Here is a 16,735-nt window from a genome sequence, read left to right as displayed (position 1 = left end):
ATGTACCATTTACTGTATAGTGAAGGCACCTAAACCATACCAAAGATAGCTCGATTGTCTATCTGGATAGATTAAACCATCCCGGAGGTCACATGGGAGAGAAGGCAGCAGACTACGCAGACCACACAGATAATCTAGCTGATCAGCGTGGCGGCGCCGGCATAGTGGTTCTTTCATCTTCCATGCAATTACTCCACATGAACAGACAGGCAGGGGAATTATCAAAGCTCATAAACATGACTGACAACGGAGGTACACCGCCGAGGGCTGCACAGGGTGTTTTACCAGCGGCGCTGACTGAACTCTGTTCTGAAATCCTAAAGGCACTTCAAGTACGTACTGAAGCCAAGGACTGGGAACAATTCGAAGTCAAGCGAATTGCCGGAAACCCAAAACAACCCATCCTTTTACGAGGATTTGGGCTACCTGATAAAGGTGGCATACAGCATGCCCGGTTAGTCGTGACTATGGAGGAACTGGGCCGGCGACAGCATTTGAATACAGACCAAGCTAAGGAAAAATTTCAGCTTACTAACCGCGAGCAATCTGTAGTAGAAAATCTCGCAAAGGGATGGACCAACAAAGAAATTGCCAATGCGCTACACATAACCGAGCAAACTGTTAAAGAACACATCAAACACATTATGAGAAAGACTAATTCGACGACGCGTACTGGGGTTTTGGTTCAGGTCTTTCGCTCGTAATCTTCTTTCTGCTTATTTCTATCCCAATAAAATACGTCAAGACAACAGATCGTTAGAATATGTGTAGTGCACTCCGAAATTGAAACCACCGAGATGAATTATGTACGTTCCGGCCCGACCTTCTCCCCGGAGCGAACGTCAACGACCTGCCTGAATACATGTACATAAGCAGCAGCGGATCGATTCCAGGAGTTGTCGGCCCTCATCCCTGATGTCATGATTCGACGCCAGAGTAGCTTTTTGTCGTACATCGTAGTAGCGAGCATCAAAACAGGCAGGAGTGCGTCAGGAGTTGGCTCCGTAAACATGAAACCGGTTGTCCGGTTCTCATTCAAGTTGCGCGGGGTGCAGGGAATTACCGTGTCGGCAAGGCCGCCAGTTTTTCGAACAAGTGGGACAGTGCCATAGCGAAGACTATACAACTGAGTCAATCCGCACGGCTCATAAAGGGATGGCATAAGCATCACATCTGCGCCGGCTTCTATTCGATGTGCCAATCCTTCGTCAAAGGTATCGCGAAACGCCACCCGCCCCGGGTATTTCTCAGATAATCTCAAGAAGTGTTCTACATATGTTGATTCTCCCCTCCCCAGAATAATCAATTGTATGTCCATCTCCATGAGTTCCGGAGTGACCTGAAGCACCAAGTCTAAGCCTTTCTGGGATGTCAAGCGTGCGATTATACCCAGGATCATTGTATTCGACTGTTCCAGATTCAGTTCTTGCTGCAATTGGAACTTGCAGTCCTTCTTTCCTTTTAAGTTTGACGCAGAGTAATGACTTTTCAAGAATGGATCGGTTTTTGGATTCCACACCTCGGTGTCTATTCCATTGACGATCCCGCGAAGAACCGTTTTGCGTTCAGCCAGAACACCTTCCAACCCGAACCCACATTCACTGGTCTGAATTTCAAGGCTGTATGTCGGACTGACTGTCGTCAGGAAATCCGCAAATACAATGCCGCCCTTCAACAGATTGATTGAACCGTAGTATTCCAGTGATGCCATTGAAAACAACGCATCAGGCAACCCAATTTTCCAGTATTCCGCAGCGGAGAAGAGTCCCTGATATCCAAGATTGTGCAGGGTTAACACACTGCGGATATCTGCGAGATCCGCGTGCGAAGCATATAATGTTTTCAGATAGACTGCACACAGAGCCGCCTGCCAATCGTGCAAATGTAATACAGCCGGTCCCCATTGGCTCCTGCGCCCCAAAATGAGCAGTAGTTCCATGGCTGCGCGGCAAAAGTAACTGAACCGTTCCAGATTATCCGGATAGTCCTTGCCCCGTTCTTGATAAAGGCCGCTCCGGTTAAAAAATTGATCGCATTGAATGGCTAATATTGTAAGACTTCCTGAGATCTTTCGATCAGGAAATCCACGCTGTGTGACATATTCCACTACTGTGTCAATCGGACCCATGGGAGTAGGAACCGGAAATCGGACAAATTCTTCTGAGGCATACTCAGTCAAATCCGTAAAACGATATCGAGGAATGACCAAATAGACTTCGTGCCCGAGCTTCGCAAGCTCCAGAGACAGCGCTCCAACAACGTCCGCGAGCCCGCCTGTCTTTGCAAACGGTACTGCCTCGCTTGAGACCATTACGATTTTAAGCGGTTGATCGGTAGATTGCGGCATAAAAACATCAACGGGATGCGCCGGAAGATCTTTCAAGCCGTGTTCTGAACTGTTCCTCATATTTCCATTTTTTTCCGACAGCATGGACGTTCGATGCAGACATTGCTTCACGGTACACAAGCCGGTCATCATAAAACACGAGGTACCAGCCGCGATCAGCGTAAGCCAAAAAGAGAGAATCACCCGCTTCAAGACCCGTTTCCCAGCCTTTTGGGGACTCCCCGAGTGACAGTCTGGATTGAGGGATCAAACTTCCGTCGTTCATCACAAAAAATTGACTAAACTCTTGGTGAATATAGGTGGGATCTCCCCATGTCTCGACAAAAGCTCGAGGTGTCAGACGATGAATCTGAAGATCGCCCCGTTCGATCAACTGCTTTTGCGCATCAAGCGAGGGCAAATTTGTACAAGCCGCGAGTAGGAGCAACGGAAAGAGCAACCGAAGAAAAAGAATCCGGCTCCCGCATCGACCTATGGTGGACTTTAGTACTGCAAACACGGCACAGAATGTTATGCGGGCTGTCACAACAGCCGCCTAGATTTAGATTCCTGCGCCTTTACCGGCTGACATAGATCGCATTGGCAAAGGCGTCGCAGAAAAGCGTAGGAATAGATGCCGGTGTCGTGACCATCGCTCCATTTAAACTGCAAGGCGTACCGGCCGACGGCTTCCACGTCCTGTAACAGAATCAACATCGGTACATCGTCAGGCTTCAAGCGCAATTCACCGGTCCATTCGTCCGTGCAGGCCGCACAGGGACAATGTTGCCGCAAGAACCGGACAGGGTAGATGCTCTTATGTCCATCAGTCCATGTGACACCAAGCAAACCCTTCCCCACCCATTCCATGTCAGCCGGTTCAAGCGGATTGTCGCTCATTATTACTTTATCCTTTATAAGGCTTGCACCAGCCAAGCCGGGTGCTGTCCGTAAGAATCAAGATCTACTTACATCGTCATGAAATCAACCGACGGAAGCCGCTTTCCAGCCACGGCGGTCACATATCTTTCAATCGCTGTCTCCACTTCGGACCGCACTTGGCTCCCGGCATTCAGTCTGGAGACGAGGTTGGGAGTCAAGCGGAGTGCCTGCCGCAAGAACGCGACGCTTCCTTGGGAAAGTGCCACACACTCCACCGGGTGGTGACTTGCACAAACCATACAAATCAATCCACCGGCCATGGGAGAGAATTGCGAAATCATATCAGAGCGACATCGCCCGCATGACGCACAGTATTCAGTCTGAGGTTTGAAACCGGTTAGTCCCAGCATGCGGATTTGGAACAATAACACCGCTAGACGGGGATCGGAGCTGACAAGAAGATGGCGCAACCCTTGTTCCAACCCCTCGAACATACGTGCATCCGCGTCGCCCTCAGCAGCGATTGCCGCAACCAAATTGACCATTCGCGCAGCGGCCGCCATTAGAGTCAAATCATCACGGAATCCCGCAAAAGGCTCCTGCATAGCTACCTGTGAAATCCTGTATAAAGAATCTCCAGGCTTTTCAAACAGATCCAGCTGACACAGAACAAACGGTTCGAGCGATCCACCTAGCCGGCTCTTCAGCTTTCGAGCACCACGAGCTATGGCTCTGATCTTTCCGAAGCGCCTGGTGTAACAGGTGACGATCCGGTCGCCTTCCCCCCATTTTCGGCTGTGAAGAATGATCGCCGCGGTCTTTACCAACGGCATATTAAATCCGAATACTCATTCAGAAATCGGTTGCCCGCGCCCTTTGCGCTTCTTATGACATCGGATCCTTATCATCGAAGATGCTCCAGAAAAACCGTGGCTAACGTCAGATAGATTGCGATGCCGGTAATATCATTGGCTGTCGTGACGAACGGGCCGGCGGCAACGGCGGGGTCCACACCAACCCGCTTCAACACAATGGGCATAACCGTCGCCATGCTGGTGGAAACAAGGAACGCGGTGATCAACGAGATGCCGACCACCATCCCAAGAAATACTTGATGCCACAACCATCCTACAGCGGTAAGCAAGAGGCTGCACGCGATCCCCATCATAAAGGCGATCTTAACTTCTCGGAAAAAAATCTTCCAGACATCGGTCATTTCCACGAGGCCGGTTGCGAGACCTCGAATGATCAAGGTGGAAGACTGTAATCCCACATTACCTCCCATGGCCGCAATGACCGGGATGAAACTGACAATGGCCACGACTTCCTGAATCGTATACCGAAACACCCAGAGAATGACCCCCGACAGCAGGCTGCCGATCAGATTCGTGAACAACCACGGAAGTCGGACCCGAGCCGCTGCAATACTGGACGACCTTGAAACGGCCTCCTCCTCGATCGCTCCGGCCATCTTTAGCATGTCCTCGGTCGCTTCTTCGCGAATGACGTCGACCACATCGTCGACCGTGATAATGCCAACCAGTTTCCCGTTTCTTTCGACCACCGGAATCGCAAGGAGGTTATAACTGGCGACCTGGCGAGAGACCTCTTCCTGATCCATGTCGACGGCCACGCTGATCACATCACGCGTCATGATATTCTTCAGCGGCGTGGCGGGAGGGACCGTCAAGAGCTGGCGCAACGACAAGACTCCGACCAGCCGGTCATCCTTATCCGTTACATATATATAGAACACCATTTCCGCGTCCGTCGCCTGTTGAAGACGACGAATCGCCTCTTGTGCGGTAGAGTCCTCCGACATGGAAAAGAACTCGGTTGTCATGATGCCGCCGGCCGTGCCCTTCGGATACTTCAGCAGATCGGCGATCTCCGTCGAGTCCTCGGTCCGCATCAGCGATAGAATTTCTTTTGCTCGGTCGGTAGGAAGGACACTCAGGATATAGGCGATGTCGTCGGCGCCCAAGTCTTTAAGCAACCAGGCGACATCCGAGGAAAGCACATCGGACAGCACCAGCAGAATGCTATCCCCATCCAGTTCGCTCAAGACCTGGCCGCGTTTGGCTTCGCCGCGGACGAGTTCAAAAATTTCGCGCTGCTCTTTGGCCGAAGACAGATGATCGATCACCGTCGCGATATCGGCCGGGTGCATGCGCGCCAGCATCTTAGCCAAATTGGTAATGGCACCGCGCCGAAGCAAGCGCTGAATCGACACCAACCGGATGTCCGATTTCGCATGACCGCGTTCCGCCTGGTCGCGGGACGATTCCTTGAGATACTCCTTCTCAGCTTGGCGCGATCGATCGCCCGCTTGCATCATGGCCCCGTGCACTAATAGCCCAACTCGGACAAGACTTGTTCGTCTTCCCGCCACGCCTCGCGCACTTTCACCCACATTTCCAGAAATACTTTGACGCCGAACAGGCGTTCCATATCACGACGGGCGGCGATGCCGACGTTCTTCAGACGTTCCCCCTGCTTCCCAATGACGATCGCTTTTTGTGATTCCTTCTCGACGAGTATCGCGGCGCTGATGCGCGTTAATTTCTTCGTCTCTTGGAATTGTTCGATTTCCACGGCCACGGAATGCGGAATTTCCTCATAGGTCAAATCGAGAATTTTTTCCCGGATAAGTTCGGCGGCCAGCACCCGCATCGATTGATCGGTGACCATGTCGTCGCCGTAGACGGCAGGCCCTTCCGGAAGAAGAGCGACGGTCAGCTCCACCAATCGTTGCACGTTATCGCCCCGCTTCGCCGAGACCGGAATGATTTCGGTCCAGGGGAATAATCGCGCATAATTTTCAATCAACGGCAGCAAGCGCGATTTATTGACCAAATCGACTTTATTGATCACGAGGAGGACGGGCCGTGGTTGCCGAGCAACGGCTTCTCGAACATGATTCACCACGGCACGATCGCCGGGGCCGGGCTGCCCGGTCGCCTCCGCCAAAACATAGAAGAGGTCCGCATCATCGAACACATCAAGCGCGGTCCGAACCATCCGACGGTTCAACAAATGCCGGGGCTCATGCAGACCGGGCGTGTCAAAAAATACAATTTGCGCGTCGCCGCCATGCGCCACTCCCAAGATCCGTGTCCGCGTGGTCTGCGGCTTATCGGACACGATGGCAATTTTTTCATCGAGTAACCGATTCAGCAGCGTGGATTTTCCGACGTTCGAGCGTCCGATAATGGCGACGGTTCCGAATTTCATGAGACTCTCAGCGATGGATCGGTTCGGACTCCCGGAGAGGCGCCAACTGGTATACGGTTTCCCCTCTGCGCACGTAGCCCAACCGTTCTCGCGCGAGTTCCTCGATGCGGATCGGATCGTATTGCACGCGATCGATATCCATTCGCAATTCGCCGTTCAGCCGTTGTAGTTGCACAAGTTCCCGCTCCAGCTGCTGCGCATGATCCCGCATGCCGAGGTACCGGGGCACCCCCATTTCACCGAAGATTAACGATCCGGCCATCAACAGCAGCGCGCCCAGCCCGATCCATTTTGCGGCTGCCAAGGCTTTTCGTTGCCAGTTCAACCAATCTCGGCCACGGTTTGGTTTGACCATCTGTGAGGCCTTTCAGCGGACTGCCCGCCTCCCCGGATACAGAGCCGACGCCCCCAGTTCCTCTTCAATCCGCAAGAGCTGATTATATTTGGCCACCCGATCGGTTCGCGACAATGATCCGGTCTTGATCAAGCCCGTATTTAAGGCGACGGCCACATCCGCAATGGTCGTGTCCTCCGTCTCTCCGGACCGGTGCGACACAATCGCGGTGTACCCCGAACGCTTGGCCAGTTCGATCGTCTCCAGCGTCTCAGTCAGTGTGCCGATCTGATTGAGCTTAATCAAAATCGAATTTCCGATGCCTTCCTGAATCCCTTTTGCAAAAATCTCGACATTTGTCACAAAAATATCATCGCCCACCAACTGCACGCGCTGCCCCAGCTTTTGAGTCAACAGCTGCCATCCCTTCCAATCCAGTTCACTCAGTCCATCCTCGATCGACAGTATCGGGTATCGATCAAGCCATTTTGCGTAATAACTCACCATCTCTTCGGAAGACCGGCGGGGATTCTTTTCCGCTTCCAGGACATACTGACCCTTTTCATAGAGCTCGCTTGCGGCACAATCCAGCGCCAGCGCGATATCCTGCCCCGGACGATAGCCCGCGTCCTCAATCGCTTGCATGATCAGCGCAAGCGCTTCTTCATTCGATTGCAAGTCAGGCGCAAACCCGCCCTCATCACCGACCGCCGTGTTCAAGCCTTTCTTTTTCAGCAACGACTTGAGCACATGAAATACTTCGGTCGCCATGCGCAGGGCCTCGCTGAATCCAGCAGCGCCAACCGGCATGATCATGAATTCCTGCAGGTCCAAACGGTTGTCGGCATGCGCGCCCCCGTTGATGATATTCATCAAAGGCACGGGTAACACCCGGGCATTGACCCCGCCAATGTATCGATACAATGGTTGCCCGCTTTCAGCCGCAGCGGCTTTCGCCACCGCCAATGACACACCGAGGATGGCGTTAGCGCCCAGCTTCCCCTTCGTCTTTGTGCTATCCAACTCGATCATCGTGCGATCGACCGCTGCTTGGTCGAAGGCTTCCATCCCAAGAAGTTTGGGCACGATCATTTTGGTCACATTCGAAACAGCTTTCGAGACCCCCTTCCCCATCCACCGCTTCTTCTCGCCGTCTCTCAGTTCAATCGCTTCCTTCTCTCCCGTGGAAGCGCCGGATGGCACGGCCGCCCGCCCTTGCGCACCGCTCTCCAGTTTGACTTCCACCTCGACGGTAGGGTTTCCCCGTGAATCCAGGATTTGCCGCGCCCGAATATCTCGAATTGCGCTCATCTTCATTTCCTCGTTAGATTAATGAAAACTCTGAGACCAGAACGACCGATCCAGTACCTTTCATCAAGCCAGCTTCTTTTTGAGCAACTCATTCACCTTGCCCGGATTGGCCTTGCCACCGGATGCTTTCATAACTTGGCCGACAAAAAATCCCAGGACTTGTTCCTTTCCGGCTTTATACTGCTCGACTTGTGTGGGATTCTTCCCGAGAACGTCGTCGATGATGGCCGCAAGCGCCCCTTCATCGGAGACTTGGGTCAGCCCCTTGTCCCGAACAATGTCCTCCGGCGACTTCCCGCTGCGGTACATCTCCGGAAATATGTCGCGCGCCGCCTTCAGGCTAACGGCGCCGCTTTCGACAAGCTCGAGCAGATCCACCAACCGGCGAGGCGCCACAGGAGAGTGTTGGACCTCCGTCCCGGAGCCATTCAGCTCACGCGTCAGTTCTCCCATCACCCAATTGCTTACTGTCTTGGGTTGGTTGAACAGCGCCACGCATTGCTCGAAATAATCTGAGAGAGCTTTGGAAGAGGTCACCACCTGCGCATCGTATTCCGGCAGGCCATATTGAGACATGAACCGCTGCTGCTTGGATCCCGCCAACTCGGGTAAGGTCCCTCGCAGTTCTTCGATCCAGTCGGCGGAGATGTTCAGCGGGAGCAAATCCGGATCGGGGAAATAGCGATAGTCGTGCGCTTCTTCCTTGCTCCGCATGACCGCCGTTTCCCCTCGATCGATGTTCCAGAGTCTGGTTTCCTGACGAACCTTGCCGCCTTCGGTCAAGACTTTCGTTTGTCTCTTGATCTCGTATTCGAGGGCTTCCTTCACGAACTTGAATGAATTGATGTTTTTTAATTCAACTTTCGTCCCGAGCGCCTTTTGTCCCGACGGTCTCAGCGACAGATTCGGCTCGCATCGGAGACTTCCCTCTTCCATGTTTCCATCGCACACTTCGAGGTACACGAGGGTCTCACGCAGCGTTTTCAAATAGGCCACGACCTCTTCGGGAGAGTGCATATCCGGTTCGGTCACAATCTCCAGAAGCGGCGTGCCCGCACGATTCAGATCTACACGGCTTCCGCCCAGGCCGCCCTCGTGGATATTTTTGCCGGCATCCTCCTCCAGATGCGCCCGGCGGATACGAACGCGTTTCCTCACCGGGCCCGTCGTAATCTCGATCCATCCATGTTCGCAAATCGGCGCCTCGTACTGGGAAATTTGATACCCCTTGGGCAAATCCGGATAGAAATAATTTTTCCGGGCGAATCGGTTTCTGGTTCCGATCGTGCAATTCAAGGCAAGACCTGTCCGTACGGCCATTTCAACGGCCTTTTGATTAATGACCGGAAGCGCACCCGGCAGGCCTAGACAGACCGGACAGGTTTGCGAATTAGCGGGCAATCCGAAGATGGTTCCACAGGCGCAGAACATTTTCGACTGCGTGCGCAATTGCGCATGGGCCTCTACTCCGATGACGACCTCATAGGTCATGTTCAGGCCTGTTCGCTTTTCGACTGCTCGCGTTCACGGCGCATCGCTTCTCGACCGGCATCGTACGCTTCGCGCAACATCGATTTTTTCGATTCGATGTACCCGCGCCCCTGCTCTACGGCCTCTTCAAACGTCTGTCCGGCTTCTCCAACGAGATCGCGCAACGCGTCTTCGGCCCGCTGCGCGTATCCACGCAACATCTCGCGTGATTCGTGACCCGCGCGGGGCGCAAGCAATAATGCCGCCACGGCGCCGAGCGCCGCGCCGCTCAAGAAGCCCAACAATACCGCAGCTGACGATGGCCCTCGATCATCCCCCATTATGCTTCCCTCCTTCTTTCAGCCGTTCCTTGACCACTTCCTTCGCGGCCCGGAGCCCCGCCACCATGCTCGCCATGTTGGCCAACAACGAGCCTCCCGAGCCCCTCACAAGATTATGGACCTGCTGGACCGACTCTCCCACTTGCCCCGCCGCATGCAGGAGGACCGCCGCATGCTCGACTCCCTGTCGGGTTTGGTCCGCCAAGTCGTTCACATTTTGGCTCATTGAACGAAGCTCGCTGATCAAGGGCGGCAGTTCCTGGTTCATCCGCTCCAATAACTGCTGAGATTCCGCGACTGTCCTTCGCACCTGAATGAGGAGCGGTACGAGATACCCGACGAGCACCGCAAAGGCAACTGCAACCAGAATAGCGGCAATCTCCACGACCATGACCCACACCTCCTCCGTGAGCGTTCGACACGACCGCGCTGTTCCCGCGATCAGCTTCTTATCGGACGACCGGCCTTTTCACATGCCATGATGTGGCCTGTTCGTAGGCATACGCGGCGCGAAGAATCATGGCCTCATCGAACGGCCGTCCGATCAATTGCATCCCGATTGGAAGCCCGCTCGATGACAATCCGCACGGGACCGCGATCGCCGGCAGACCCGCCAGATTCACGGAGATCGTGAAAATATCCGAGAGATACATCTGGAGTGGATCGTTTTTCTCCCCGAACTTGAAGGCGGGTGTCGGAGCGACAGGTGTGACGATGAAGTCGACCTCCTCGAAGGCGGCACTAAAATCTTGCTTGATCAATGTCCGAACAGCCTGAGCCTTCCCATAGTAGGCATCGTAGTACCCGGCGCTCAAAACATAGGTTCCAAGCATGATCCGCCGCTTCACTTCGGAGCCGAATCCTTCCTCCCGCGTCTTCCTGTACAGATCGAGCAGGTCTTTGGTATCCTTGGCACGGAGACCATATTTGACCCCGTCATACCGGGCCAAATTCGAACTGGCTTCCGCCGTCGCAATCACATAGTAGGTGGCGACCGCCGCATCGGTCTTCGGCAATTTGATTTCTTTGATCTCGGCGCCCAAATTTTTCAGTTCCTCGATCCCGGCACGGACCGCACGCTCCACATCCCCGTCCAGCCCTTCGTGGAAATACTCAAGTGGAACACCGAGCCGCAGCTTTTTGACATCCCGCTTCTTTAACGCTTTCAAATAGTCCGGCACCGGCACATCGGCGGACGTCGAATCACGGGGATCATGGCCCGCAATAACTTCCAGAAGGATAGCGGCATCCGTAACATCCTTCGTAATGGGTCCGATTTGGTCTAATGAAGAGGCGAAGGCTACGAGGCCGTAGCGCGATACCCGCCCGTACGTCGGCTTGAGTCCGACGACTCCGCAGAACGATGCCGGCTGCCGGATAGAGCCTCCGGTGTCGGAGCCAAGGGCGGCCACGCATTCGTCAGCGGCGACGGCGGCGGCGGATCCGCCGCTTGAGCCGCCCGGCACGGACTGAAGGTTCCACGGATTTCGGCTGGGCCCGAATGCTGAGTTTTCCGTCGATGACCCCATGGCGAACTCATCGAGGTTCGTCTTGCCGAGTAGCATATAGCCTTGCTCTCGAAGCTTTGCGATCACCGTGGCGTCATAAGGAGGAACGAAATGTTCCAGCATCCGCGAGCCGCATGTCGTCCGCACTCCCTGTGTGCAGATGTTGTCCTTCACGGCCAGCGGCATTCCCATCATCGGAAGCGTCTTGCGCCATCCTTTGAGTTGCCGGTCCAACGCCTCGGCATGAGCAACGGCCGCATCCTTGCATCGGGTGAGATAGGCCTGCACCTTGGGCTCGACCTGATTGATCCGCAAACTGTAGGCACGCGCGATGTCGGCGGCGCCGATTTCCCCCGCGGTAAACTTTCGCTGCAGTTCGGCCAAGGTGAGTTTATGGAGAGCCATCAGCGTGGGGTCGTCTTGTTGATGATGTGGTTGTTCGCATCCACTTGGATGATTTTCGGCACATGCCGTTTGATCTCCTCGTCACTGTAATATTCGTAGCAGAAGATAATGATTTGGTCCCCAACGGCGCCTTTGCGGGCGGTGGGACCGTTCAGGACGATTTCGCCGCCGCCGCGCTTTCCCTTCATGGCATAGGTCATGAACCGTTCCCCGTTATTCAGATTGGAGCAGACCACGGCTTCGTAGGGTAGAATGCCGGCGGCTTCGAGCAGTTCCTCATCAACGGTGAGACTGCCTTCATACTCTAGACAGGTTTCAGTAACGGTCGTGCGATGGATCTTCGAGCGTAGCATCTGTCGAAACATTACTTTTCCCTCATGCTTGGTTCCGTCATTTAGTTCTTGCCGGTTTGCCCGCGCTTGCGGGACCGGTATTCCGATATCTCACGGCTCTTGAATGATCCGAGGAACACAGAAATACCGGTCCTGCGCGTCCGGTGCATTGGCGAGCGCCTCCTCCACGGACAGCGACGGCCGCGTCTCGTCGGCGCGATAAACGCTCGCCTGCTCCACCACGGTCGCCGTCGCCGCGACTCCGTCCGTGTGGAGTCCTTTTAGTTTCTGAACATAGCCCAACACCTGCTCAAGCTGCGTCCCGAATGCTGTTTTTTCCGCGTCGGTCAATTCAAGACGTGCAAGTCCGGCGATGCGATCGATCTCGTCCGGTGATAGATGCATATGTTCCATGGCTCCTTTTATTCCACGGTCACACTTTTGGCCAGATTGCGCGGTTGATCGACATCGGCCCCCCGCAGAACGGCAATATGATAGGCCAAGAGCTGCAAGGGAATGGTAAAGAGGATCGGGGAGAGTAATGGATGCACGTCCGGGACGGTGAATACGGCGTCGGCGGTCTTCCCCAATTCCCGTTCGCCTTCGGCAACCAGCGCAATAACGGGCGCATGCCGGGCTTTGACTTCCATCAGATTGCTCACCGTCTTTTCATAGAGCCGATCACGCGGTGCGATGACGACAACGGGCATGTCTTTATCGATCAAGGCAATGGGACCATGCTTCATTTCGCCAGCCGCATACCCTTCCGCATGGATATACGAAATTTCTTTGAGCTTCAGGGCTCCCTCGAGCGCGACCGGATAGTTGATGCCACGCCCCAGATAGAGAAAATTTCTTTTCTTGTGGTATCGTTTCGCGATCGCGAGGATTTCGGCCTCTCGGCCCAGCACTTGCTTGACGAGCGCGGGCAATGTCACGAGACGATCCAACCAGGCCTTCCCGTCCGCTGCCGAGAGTGCGCCACGTACCCGCCCCAAGTGCAGCGCAAGCAGATACAAGGCAGCCAACTGAGCCGTGAAGGCTTTCGTTGAGGCGACCCCGATCTCCGGGCCGCAATGCGTATATAACACTCCTTCGGATTCGCGGGCTAATGTGCTGCCCACCACGTTAACCACCGACACCACGCGCGCTCCTTTTTCCTTCGCTTCGCGCGCCGCTGCCAGAGTGTCGGCCGTTTCACCGGACTGAGAGATCGTGATGAATAGATCGTCTTTTTCGATGAGCGGATCGCGGTATCGAAATTCCGACCCGATATCCACCTGCACCGGCGTGTGCACCATTTCTTCAAGCAGATATTTCCCGACCAGCCCTGCATGCCAACTCGTGCCGCAGGCAACGATCCAAATCCGGCCCACATCCGCAAATTGTTTTGGTGTGAGGCCGATATCGGGGAGATCGGCTTCGCCGGTCTCATAGGAATAGCGTCCGCGCATCGTGTCGAGGACGGTCTGGGGCTGTTCATGGATTTCTTTCAACATGTAGTGCGGGTAGCCGCTTTTTTCAGCGGCTGCGGCATCCCAGGTAATTTTGGTTTGCTTCCGGCCGACCGCCTGCCCATCCAAGTCGGTAATCGCGATTTCCCGAGCCGTCACAACGGCCACGTCTCCTTCTTCGAGAAACGTGACGTCTCGCGTATGGGCGAGCATCGCCATCACGTCGGACCCGACAAAGGCAGAACCGTCCGCCTGTCCGATGACGAGGGGGCAGCCCGAACGAGCCGCGACCAGCGTGCCCGGTTCCCGTTCCGAGATCACGGTCAGGGCATAACTCCCGTGAATCTCTTTGGCCGCGGCGCGGACGGCATCCGCCAGGCGTACACCCTTTCTCATGTGTTTGTCGATGAGATGCGCCACCACTTCGGTGTCGGTTTCCGACTCGAATTTATATCCCACGTTCTGGAGTTGCTGCTTCAGGGCCGCATAATTTTCGATAATTCCGTTGTGCACCAACACGCAACTCTCGGAGCGGTGCGGATGTGCGTTTTGCTCGGATGGCTTCCCGTGGGTCGCCCACCGCGTATGACCGATGCCGCACGTGCCGGTAAGATTTTTTTGCGTCAGTGATTTCTGAAGATTGATCAATTTCCCGACGCTCCTCCTGATTTCGATCTTTTGTCCCTGATGAACGGCGACACCGGCCGAATCATAGCCTCGATATTCCAGCTTCCGGAGACCGTCCAGCAGAATCGGCACGGCCTCTTCATTGCCGACATACCCGACAATCCCACACATAAATAGTTTCTACCTCCGCTTCTTGCGTTGTTGGCTTGTCGCCTTTGACACCGCCCCGGTCTTCCGGCTGCCAGATTTCGGCTGCTTGACGTCCTCCTGCAGCGCGCGGCGGCGCGCCGCCCAACCCGGACGATTGACTTGGGCCATGCGGGTGATGGCCAGTGCATCGGCCGGCACATCCTCCGTAATCGTGGATCCGGCCGCGATGATCGCCCCCCGGCCGATCATGACGGGGGCGATCAATTGCGTGTCGCTGCCCACAAAGACCTCGTCGCCGATCACGGTCTGATGCTTGTTCCATCCGTCATAGTTGCACGTAATGGTGCCGGCGCCGACGTTGACGCCTTTACCAAGGCGCGCGTCGCCCAAATAGCTCAGATGATTCGCCTTCGCCCCCTCACCGAGTTCGGCCTTTTTCATTTCGACGAAGTTGCCGACCTTAGCTTTTTTTCTCAGGACCACTCCCGGCCTCAGATGAGCAAAGGGACCCACGGTGGCTTCGTCCTCCACCGAAGACTTCTCGAGCACGCAATGATCCAGAACGGTCACCCGGTTGCCGATCGTGCAATCCACAATCCTGACACCGGAATGAAGCACCGTGTCCTCCCCGACCACCGTCGTCCCTTCCAATGTGACGTCCGGATATAACACCGTATCACGGCCGATCCTCACTCCTGCATCGATCCACGTTGACGCAGGATCACGCATCGTGACACCTTCGTCCATCCATCGATCCCTGATTCGTTGCCGGACGACTCGTTCGGCCTCGGCCAGCTGGGCCCTTGTGTTCACTCCCAACCCTTCGTCCACGTGAGCAAGCCGGCTGGCCGTGACGGGAAGATTTTGTTCGACCGCCATATGGACAATGTCGGTGAGGTAGTATTCACCCTGCGCGTTTCGGGGATCCAACCGTTCCAGCGCGGGAAAAAGGAATCCGCCGTCCACGACATAGGTGCCCACATTAATCTCCCGAACGAGCCGTTCGCCGGGGGAGGCGTCTTTTTCCTCCACGATCTTGCTGACAATTCCGTCCACTGCGCCGCCGGATTCTCCAATGCGAATCACCCGTCCATAGCCCGAAGCATCGTCTACGACGGCCGTCAGGAGCGTGACGCCGGCTTTTTTTTCCTCATGCGCGTGCAGCAGGCGCCTGACCGTCTCTTCGGAGAGCAACGGCGTATCACCGTTCAAGATCAGATAGCGGGAAGGAGAAACCGGAACTTGCTCCGCAAATGTGGATCGAGTCTGGAGCACGGCGTGACCGGTGCCTAGTTGCCGCAACTGATGAACCACGTGAATTCCGGATCCGGCATCGGCCAGGACGGGCCATGTCCGCTCAAGCGCACTTCGCACTTCGTCACCCTGATAGCCGACGACGACCGCAACTCCCCGGTCTGCCAGGCGCAACGCCAGATCCACGACGTGGACCACCATCGGACGCCCCGCCACCGGATGCAGCACCTTGGCGAGCTTGGATTTCATCCGCTTTCCAAGCCCCGCTGCCATCACGATGACCCCGAGCCCCGGGATGCGATCAGATTTCTCTCGGTTCATCATTACCGCCGCTTCACCCCGCGAAGGCCGCGTTTTGGAACCTGTCATGCGATCGGGACCCCGGCGCCGGGTTGCTTGACGGGGGTGCCGCTTTGTTCCGGATTCAGCAAGGGCGCCAACGATGGATGGGGCGTATAGAGTCCACCGGACACGATCAACTTCATCGCTTCCTCGACGCTGATATTGACCGGAATGATATCCGCCTCCGGAACCAGCAGAAAATATCCCGACGTAGGGTTCGGCGAAGTGGGAACATACACGTGCACCAGTGCGCCGTTCAAATCCTGCATGTCGCCCTTGGTGACGCCCGTGACGAAGGCGAAACAATAGTGTCCATTTTTAGGGAATTGAATCAACACGACCCGGCGATAGCTCTCCCGCTCGGCAAATGAGAGGATATCCATCATAGATTTGATGGTGGAATAGATTCCACGAACGACCGGCACTCGGTTGAGAACGCCCTCCCATTGTTTGACGATGTGACGACCGATGACATTGGCCGCAAAAAGTCCCGTGAAGAAAATCAGGAGAATCAGGGCGACAATGCCGAGACCCGGCACGTAACGCCCAGGGGTAATAAAACGGGCCGCCACATCTCCCAAGATCCCGTCGAGGCTGACGAAGAGCGTTTTGAGGATCAGGATCGTCCCCCAGATGGGGATGATCACGAGCAATCCCGTTAAAAAATACCGTTTCAGCGAGGCTTGAACCATGGGGTGTGCAAGACCTAAAGGTGGAGGTTTATGATACAGAGAACCGTCCGGTCGTCGCAAGCCTTTTCTTGCT

The 16,735-nt window shown here is 55.2% G+C and carries 17 protein-coding genes; 1 reads left to right on the top strand and 16 read right to left on the bottom strand.

Annotation, left to right across the window (positions count from 1 at the left end; genetic code table 11):
- The first annotated feature begins 92 nt into the window (after nt 1–92).
- The gene (locus tag ACWGXE_RS07030) at nt 93–704 is read left to right on the top strand and encodes a response regulator transcription factor (RefSeq protein ID WP_447602453.1); all 612 of its coding nucleotides are present in this window, start codon (nt 93–95) and stop codon (nt 702–704) included.
- Between the two features lie 98 nt (nt 705–802).
- Here ACWGXE_RS07030 and glgA read toward each other — a convergent pair whose 3' ends face one another.
- The 16 genes from glgA to ACWGXE_RS06950 form a co-directional block, all read right to left on the bottom strand.
- The gene (gene glgA, locus ACWGXE_RS07025) at nt 803–2,530 is read right to left on the bottom strand and encodes a glycogen synthase GlgA (protein WP_447603882.1); all 1,728 of its coding nucleotides are present in this window, start codon (nt 2,528–2,530) and stop codon (nt 803–805) included.
- A gap of 339 nt (nt 2,531–2,869) precedes the next feature.
- Entirely contained in the window at nt 2,870–3,226 is a 357-nt protein-coding gene (locus ACWGXE_RS07020) for a gamma-butyrobetaine hydroxylase-like domain-containing protein (protein ID WP_447602451.1), read from the bottom strand.
- 68 nt (nt 3,227–3,294) lie between these two features.
- A complete protein-coding gene (recO, locus tag ACWGXE_RS07015; protein WP_447602449.1) occupies nt 3,295–4,041 on the bottom strand; it encodes a DNA repair protein RecO in 747 nt (248 codons plus the stop codon).
- Nucleotides 4,042–4,112: 71 nt separating this feature from the next.
- Entirely contained in the window at nt 4,113–5,546 is a 1,434-nt protein-coding gene (gene mgtE, locus ACWGXE_RS07010) for a magnesium transporter (protein ID WP_447602448.1), read from the bottom strand.
- An 11-nt stretch (nt 5,547–5,557) separates the two neighbouring features.
- Nucleotides 5,558–6,442, bottom strand: coding sequence for a GTPase Era (gene era, locus ACWGXE_RS07005; protein WP_447602447.1), 885 nt, complete (start codon nt 6,440–6,442; stop codon nt 5,558–5,560).
- 7 nt (nt 6,443–6,449) lie between these two features.
- Complete coding sequence (locus ACWGXE_RS07000; protein WP_447602446.1) at nt 6,450–6,797, bottom strand: FtsB family cell division protein; 348 nt, start codon at nt 6,795–6,797, stop codon at nt 6,450–6,452.
- Between the two features lie 12 nt (nt 6,798–6,809).
- Nucleotides 6,810–8,087, bottom strand: coding sequence for a phosphopyruvate hydratase (gene eno, locus ACWGXE_RS06995; RefSeq protein WP_447602444.1), 1,278 nt, complete (start codon nt 8,085–8,087; stop codon nt 6,810–6,812).
- A gap of 63 nt (nt 8,088–8,150) precedes the next feature.
- The gene (gene gatB, locus ACWGXE_RS06990) at nt 8,151–9,578 is read right to left on the bottom strand and encodes an Asp-tRNA(Asn)/Glu-tRNA(Gln) amidotransferase subunit GatB (RefSeq protein ID WP_447602442.1); all 1,428 of its coding nucleotides are present in this window, start codon (nt 9,576–9,578) and stop codon (nt 8,151–8,153) included.
- Nucleotides 9,579–9,580: 2 nt separating this feature from the next.
- Complete coding sequence (locus ACWGXE_RS06985) at nt 9,581–9,898, bottom strand: YtxH domain-containing protein (protein WP_447602441.1); 318 nt, start codon at nt 9,896–9,898, stop codon at nt 9,581–9,583.
- The gene (locus tag ACWGXE_RS06980) at nt 9,888–10,289 is read right to left on the bottom strand and encodes a DUF948 domain-containing protein (protein ID WP_447602439.1); all 402 of its coding nucleotides are present in this window, start codon (nt 10,287–10,289) and stop codon (nt 9,888–9,890) included. Before ACWGXE_RS06980 ends, ACWGXE_RS06985 begins: the two co-directional genes overlap by 11 nt.
- 58 nt (nt 10,290–10,347) lie before the next feature.
- Nucleotides 10,348–11,811, bottom strand: a complete 1,464-nt coding sequence (gene gatA / locus ACWGXE_RS06975) for an Asp-tRNA(Asn)/Glu-tRNA(Gln) amidotransferase subunit GatA (protein ID WP_447602437.1) — start codon at nt 11,809–11,811, stop codon at nt 10,348–10,350.
- The gene (gene panD / locus ACWGXE_RS06970) at nt 11,811–12,176 is read right to left on the bottom strand and encodes an aspartate 1-decarboxylase (protein ID WP_447602435.1); all 366 of its coding nucleotides are present in this window, start codon (nt 12,174–12,176) and stop codon (nt 11,811–11,813) included. The genes gatA and panD overlap by 1 nt, the downstream gene beginning before the upstream one ends.
- A 78-nt stretch (nt 12,177–12,254) precedes the next feature.
- On the bottom strand, nt 12,255–12,557 hold the full coding sequence (gene gatC, locus ACWGXE_RS06965) for an Asp-tRNA(Asn)/Glu-tRNA(Gln) amidotransferase subunit GatC (protein WP_447602433.1): 303 nt from the start codon (nt 12,555–12,557) through the stop codon (nt 12,255–12,257).
- An 8-nt stretch (nt 12,558–12,565) separates the two neighbouring features.
- Nucleotides 12,566–14,395: a glutamine--fructose-6-phosphate transaminase (isomerizing) gene (gene glmS, locus ACWGXE_RS06960; RefSeq protein WP_447602431.1), complete on the bottom strand. Its 1,830-nt coding sequence runs from the start codon at nt 14,393–14,395 to the stop codon at nt 12,566–12,568.
- 9 nt (nt 14,396–14,404) lie between these two features.
- Nucleotides 14,405–15,952, bottom strand: coding sequence for a bifunctional UDP-N-acetylglucosamine diphosphorylase/glucosamine-1-phosphate N-acetyltransferase GlmU (gene glmU / locus ACWGXE_RS06955; RefSeq protein WP_447602430.1), 1,548 nt, complete (start codon nt 15,950–15,952; stop codon nt 14,405–14,407).
- A gap of 41 nt (nt 15,953–15,993) precedes the next feature.
- Nucleotides 15,994–16,662, bottom strand: coding sequence for a DUF502 domain-containing protein (locus ACWGXE_RS06950; protein ID WP_447602428.1), 669 nt, complete (start codon nt 16,660–16,662; stop codon nt 15,994–15,996).
- Nucleotides 16,663–16,735: the final 73 nt, after the last annotated feature.

The sequence above is a fragment of the Nitrospira sp. Nam80 genome (assembly GCF_965152575.1).
Note: the sequence above shows the minus strand (reverse complement) of the source record. Positions and strands in the feature narration are given on the sequence as shown.

Coding starts and splice junctions, on each gene's coding strand:
- ACWGXE_RS07030 (WP_447602453.1), top strand. CDS start 93: ATGGGAGAGAAGGCAGCAGACTACGCAGACCACACAGATAATCTAGCT.
- ACWGXE_RS07020 (WP_447602451.1), bottom strand. CDS start 3,226: ATGAGCGACAATCCGCTTGAACCGGCTGACATGGAATGGGTGGGGAAG.
- recO (WP_447602449.1), bottom strand. CDS start 4,041: ATGCCGTTGGTAAAGACCGCGGCGATCATTCTTCACAGCCGAAAATGG.
- mgtE (WP_447602448.1), bottom strand. CDS start 5,546: ATGATGCAAGCGGGCGATCGATCGCGCCAAGCTGAGAAGGAGTATCTC.
- era (WP_447602447.1), bottom strand. CDS start 6,442: ATGAAATTCGGAACCGTCGCCATTATCGGACGCTCGAACGTCGGAAAA.
- ACWGXE_RS07000 (WP_447602446.1), bottom strand. CDS start 6,797: ATGGTCAAACCAAACCGTGGCCGAGATTGGTTGAACTGGCAACGAAAA.
- eno (WP_447602444.1), bottom strand. CDS start 8,087: ATGAGCGCAATTCGAGATATTCGGGCGCGGCAAATCCTGGATTCACGG.
- gatB (WP_447602442.1), bottom strand. CDS start 9,578: ATGACCTATGAGGTCGTCATCGGAGTAGAGGCCCATGCGCAATTGCGC.
- ACWGXE_RS06985 (WP_447602441.1), bottom strand. CDS start 9,898: ATGGGGGATGATCGAGGGCCATCGTCAGCTGCGGTATTGTTGGGCTTC.
- ACWGXE_RS06980 (WP_447602439.1), bottom strand. CDS start 10,289: ATGGTCGTGGAGATTGCCGCTATTCTGGTTGCAGTTGCCTTTGCGGTG.
- gatA (WP_447602437.1), bottom strand. CDS start 11,811: ATGGCTCTCCATAAACTCACCTTGGCCGAACTGCAGCGAAAGTTTACC.
- panD (WP_447602435.1), bottom strand. CDS start 12,176: ATGTTTCGACAGATGCTACGCTCGAAGATCCATCGCACGACCGTTACT.
- gatC (WP_447602433.1), bottom strand. CDS start 12,557: ATGGAACATATGCATCTATCACCGGACGAGATCGATCGCATCGCCGGA.
- glmS (WP_447602431.1), bottom strand. CDS start 14,395: ATGTGTGGGATTGTCGGGTATGTCGGCAATGAAGAGGCCGTGCCGATT.
- glmU (WP_447602430.1), bottom strand. CDS start 15,952: ATGATGAACCGAGAGAAATCTGATCGCATCCCGGGGCTCGGGGTCATC.
- ACWGXE_RS06950 (WP_447602428.1), bottom strand. CDS start 16,662: ATGGTTCAAGCCTCGCTGAAACGGTATTTTTTAACGGGATTGCTCGTG.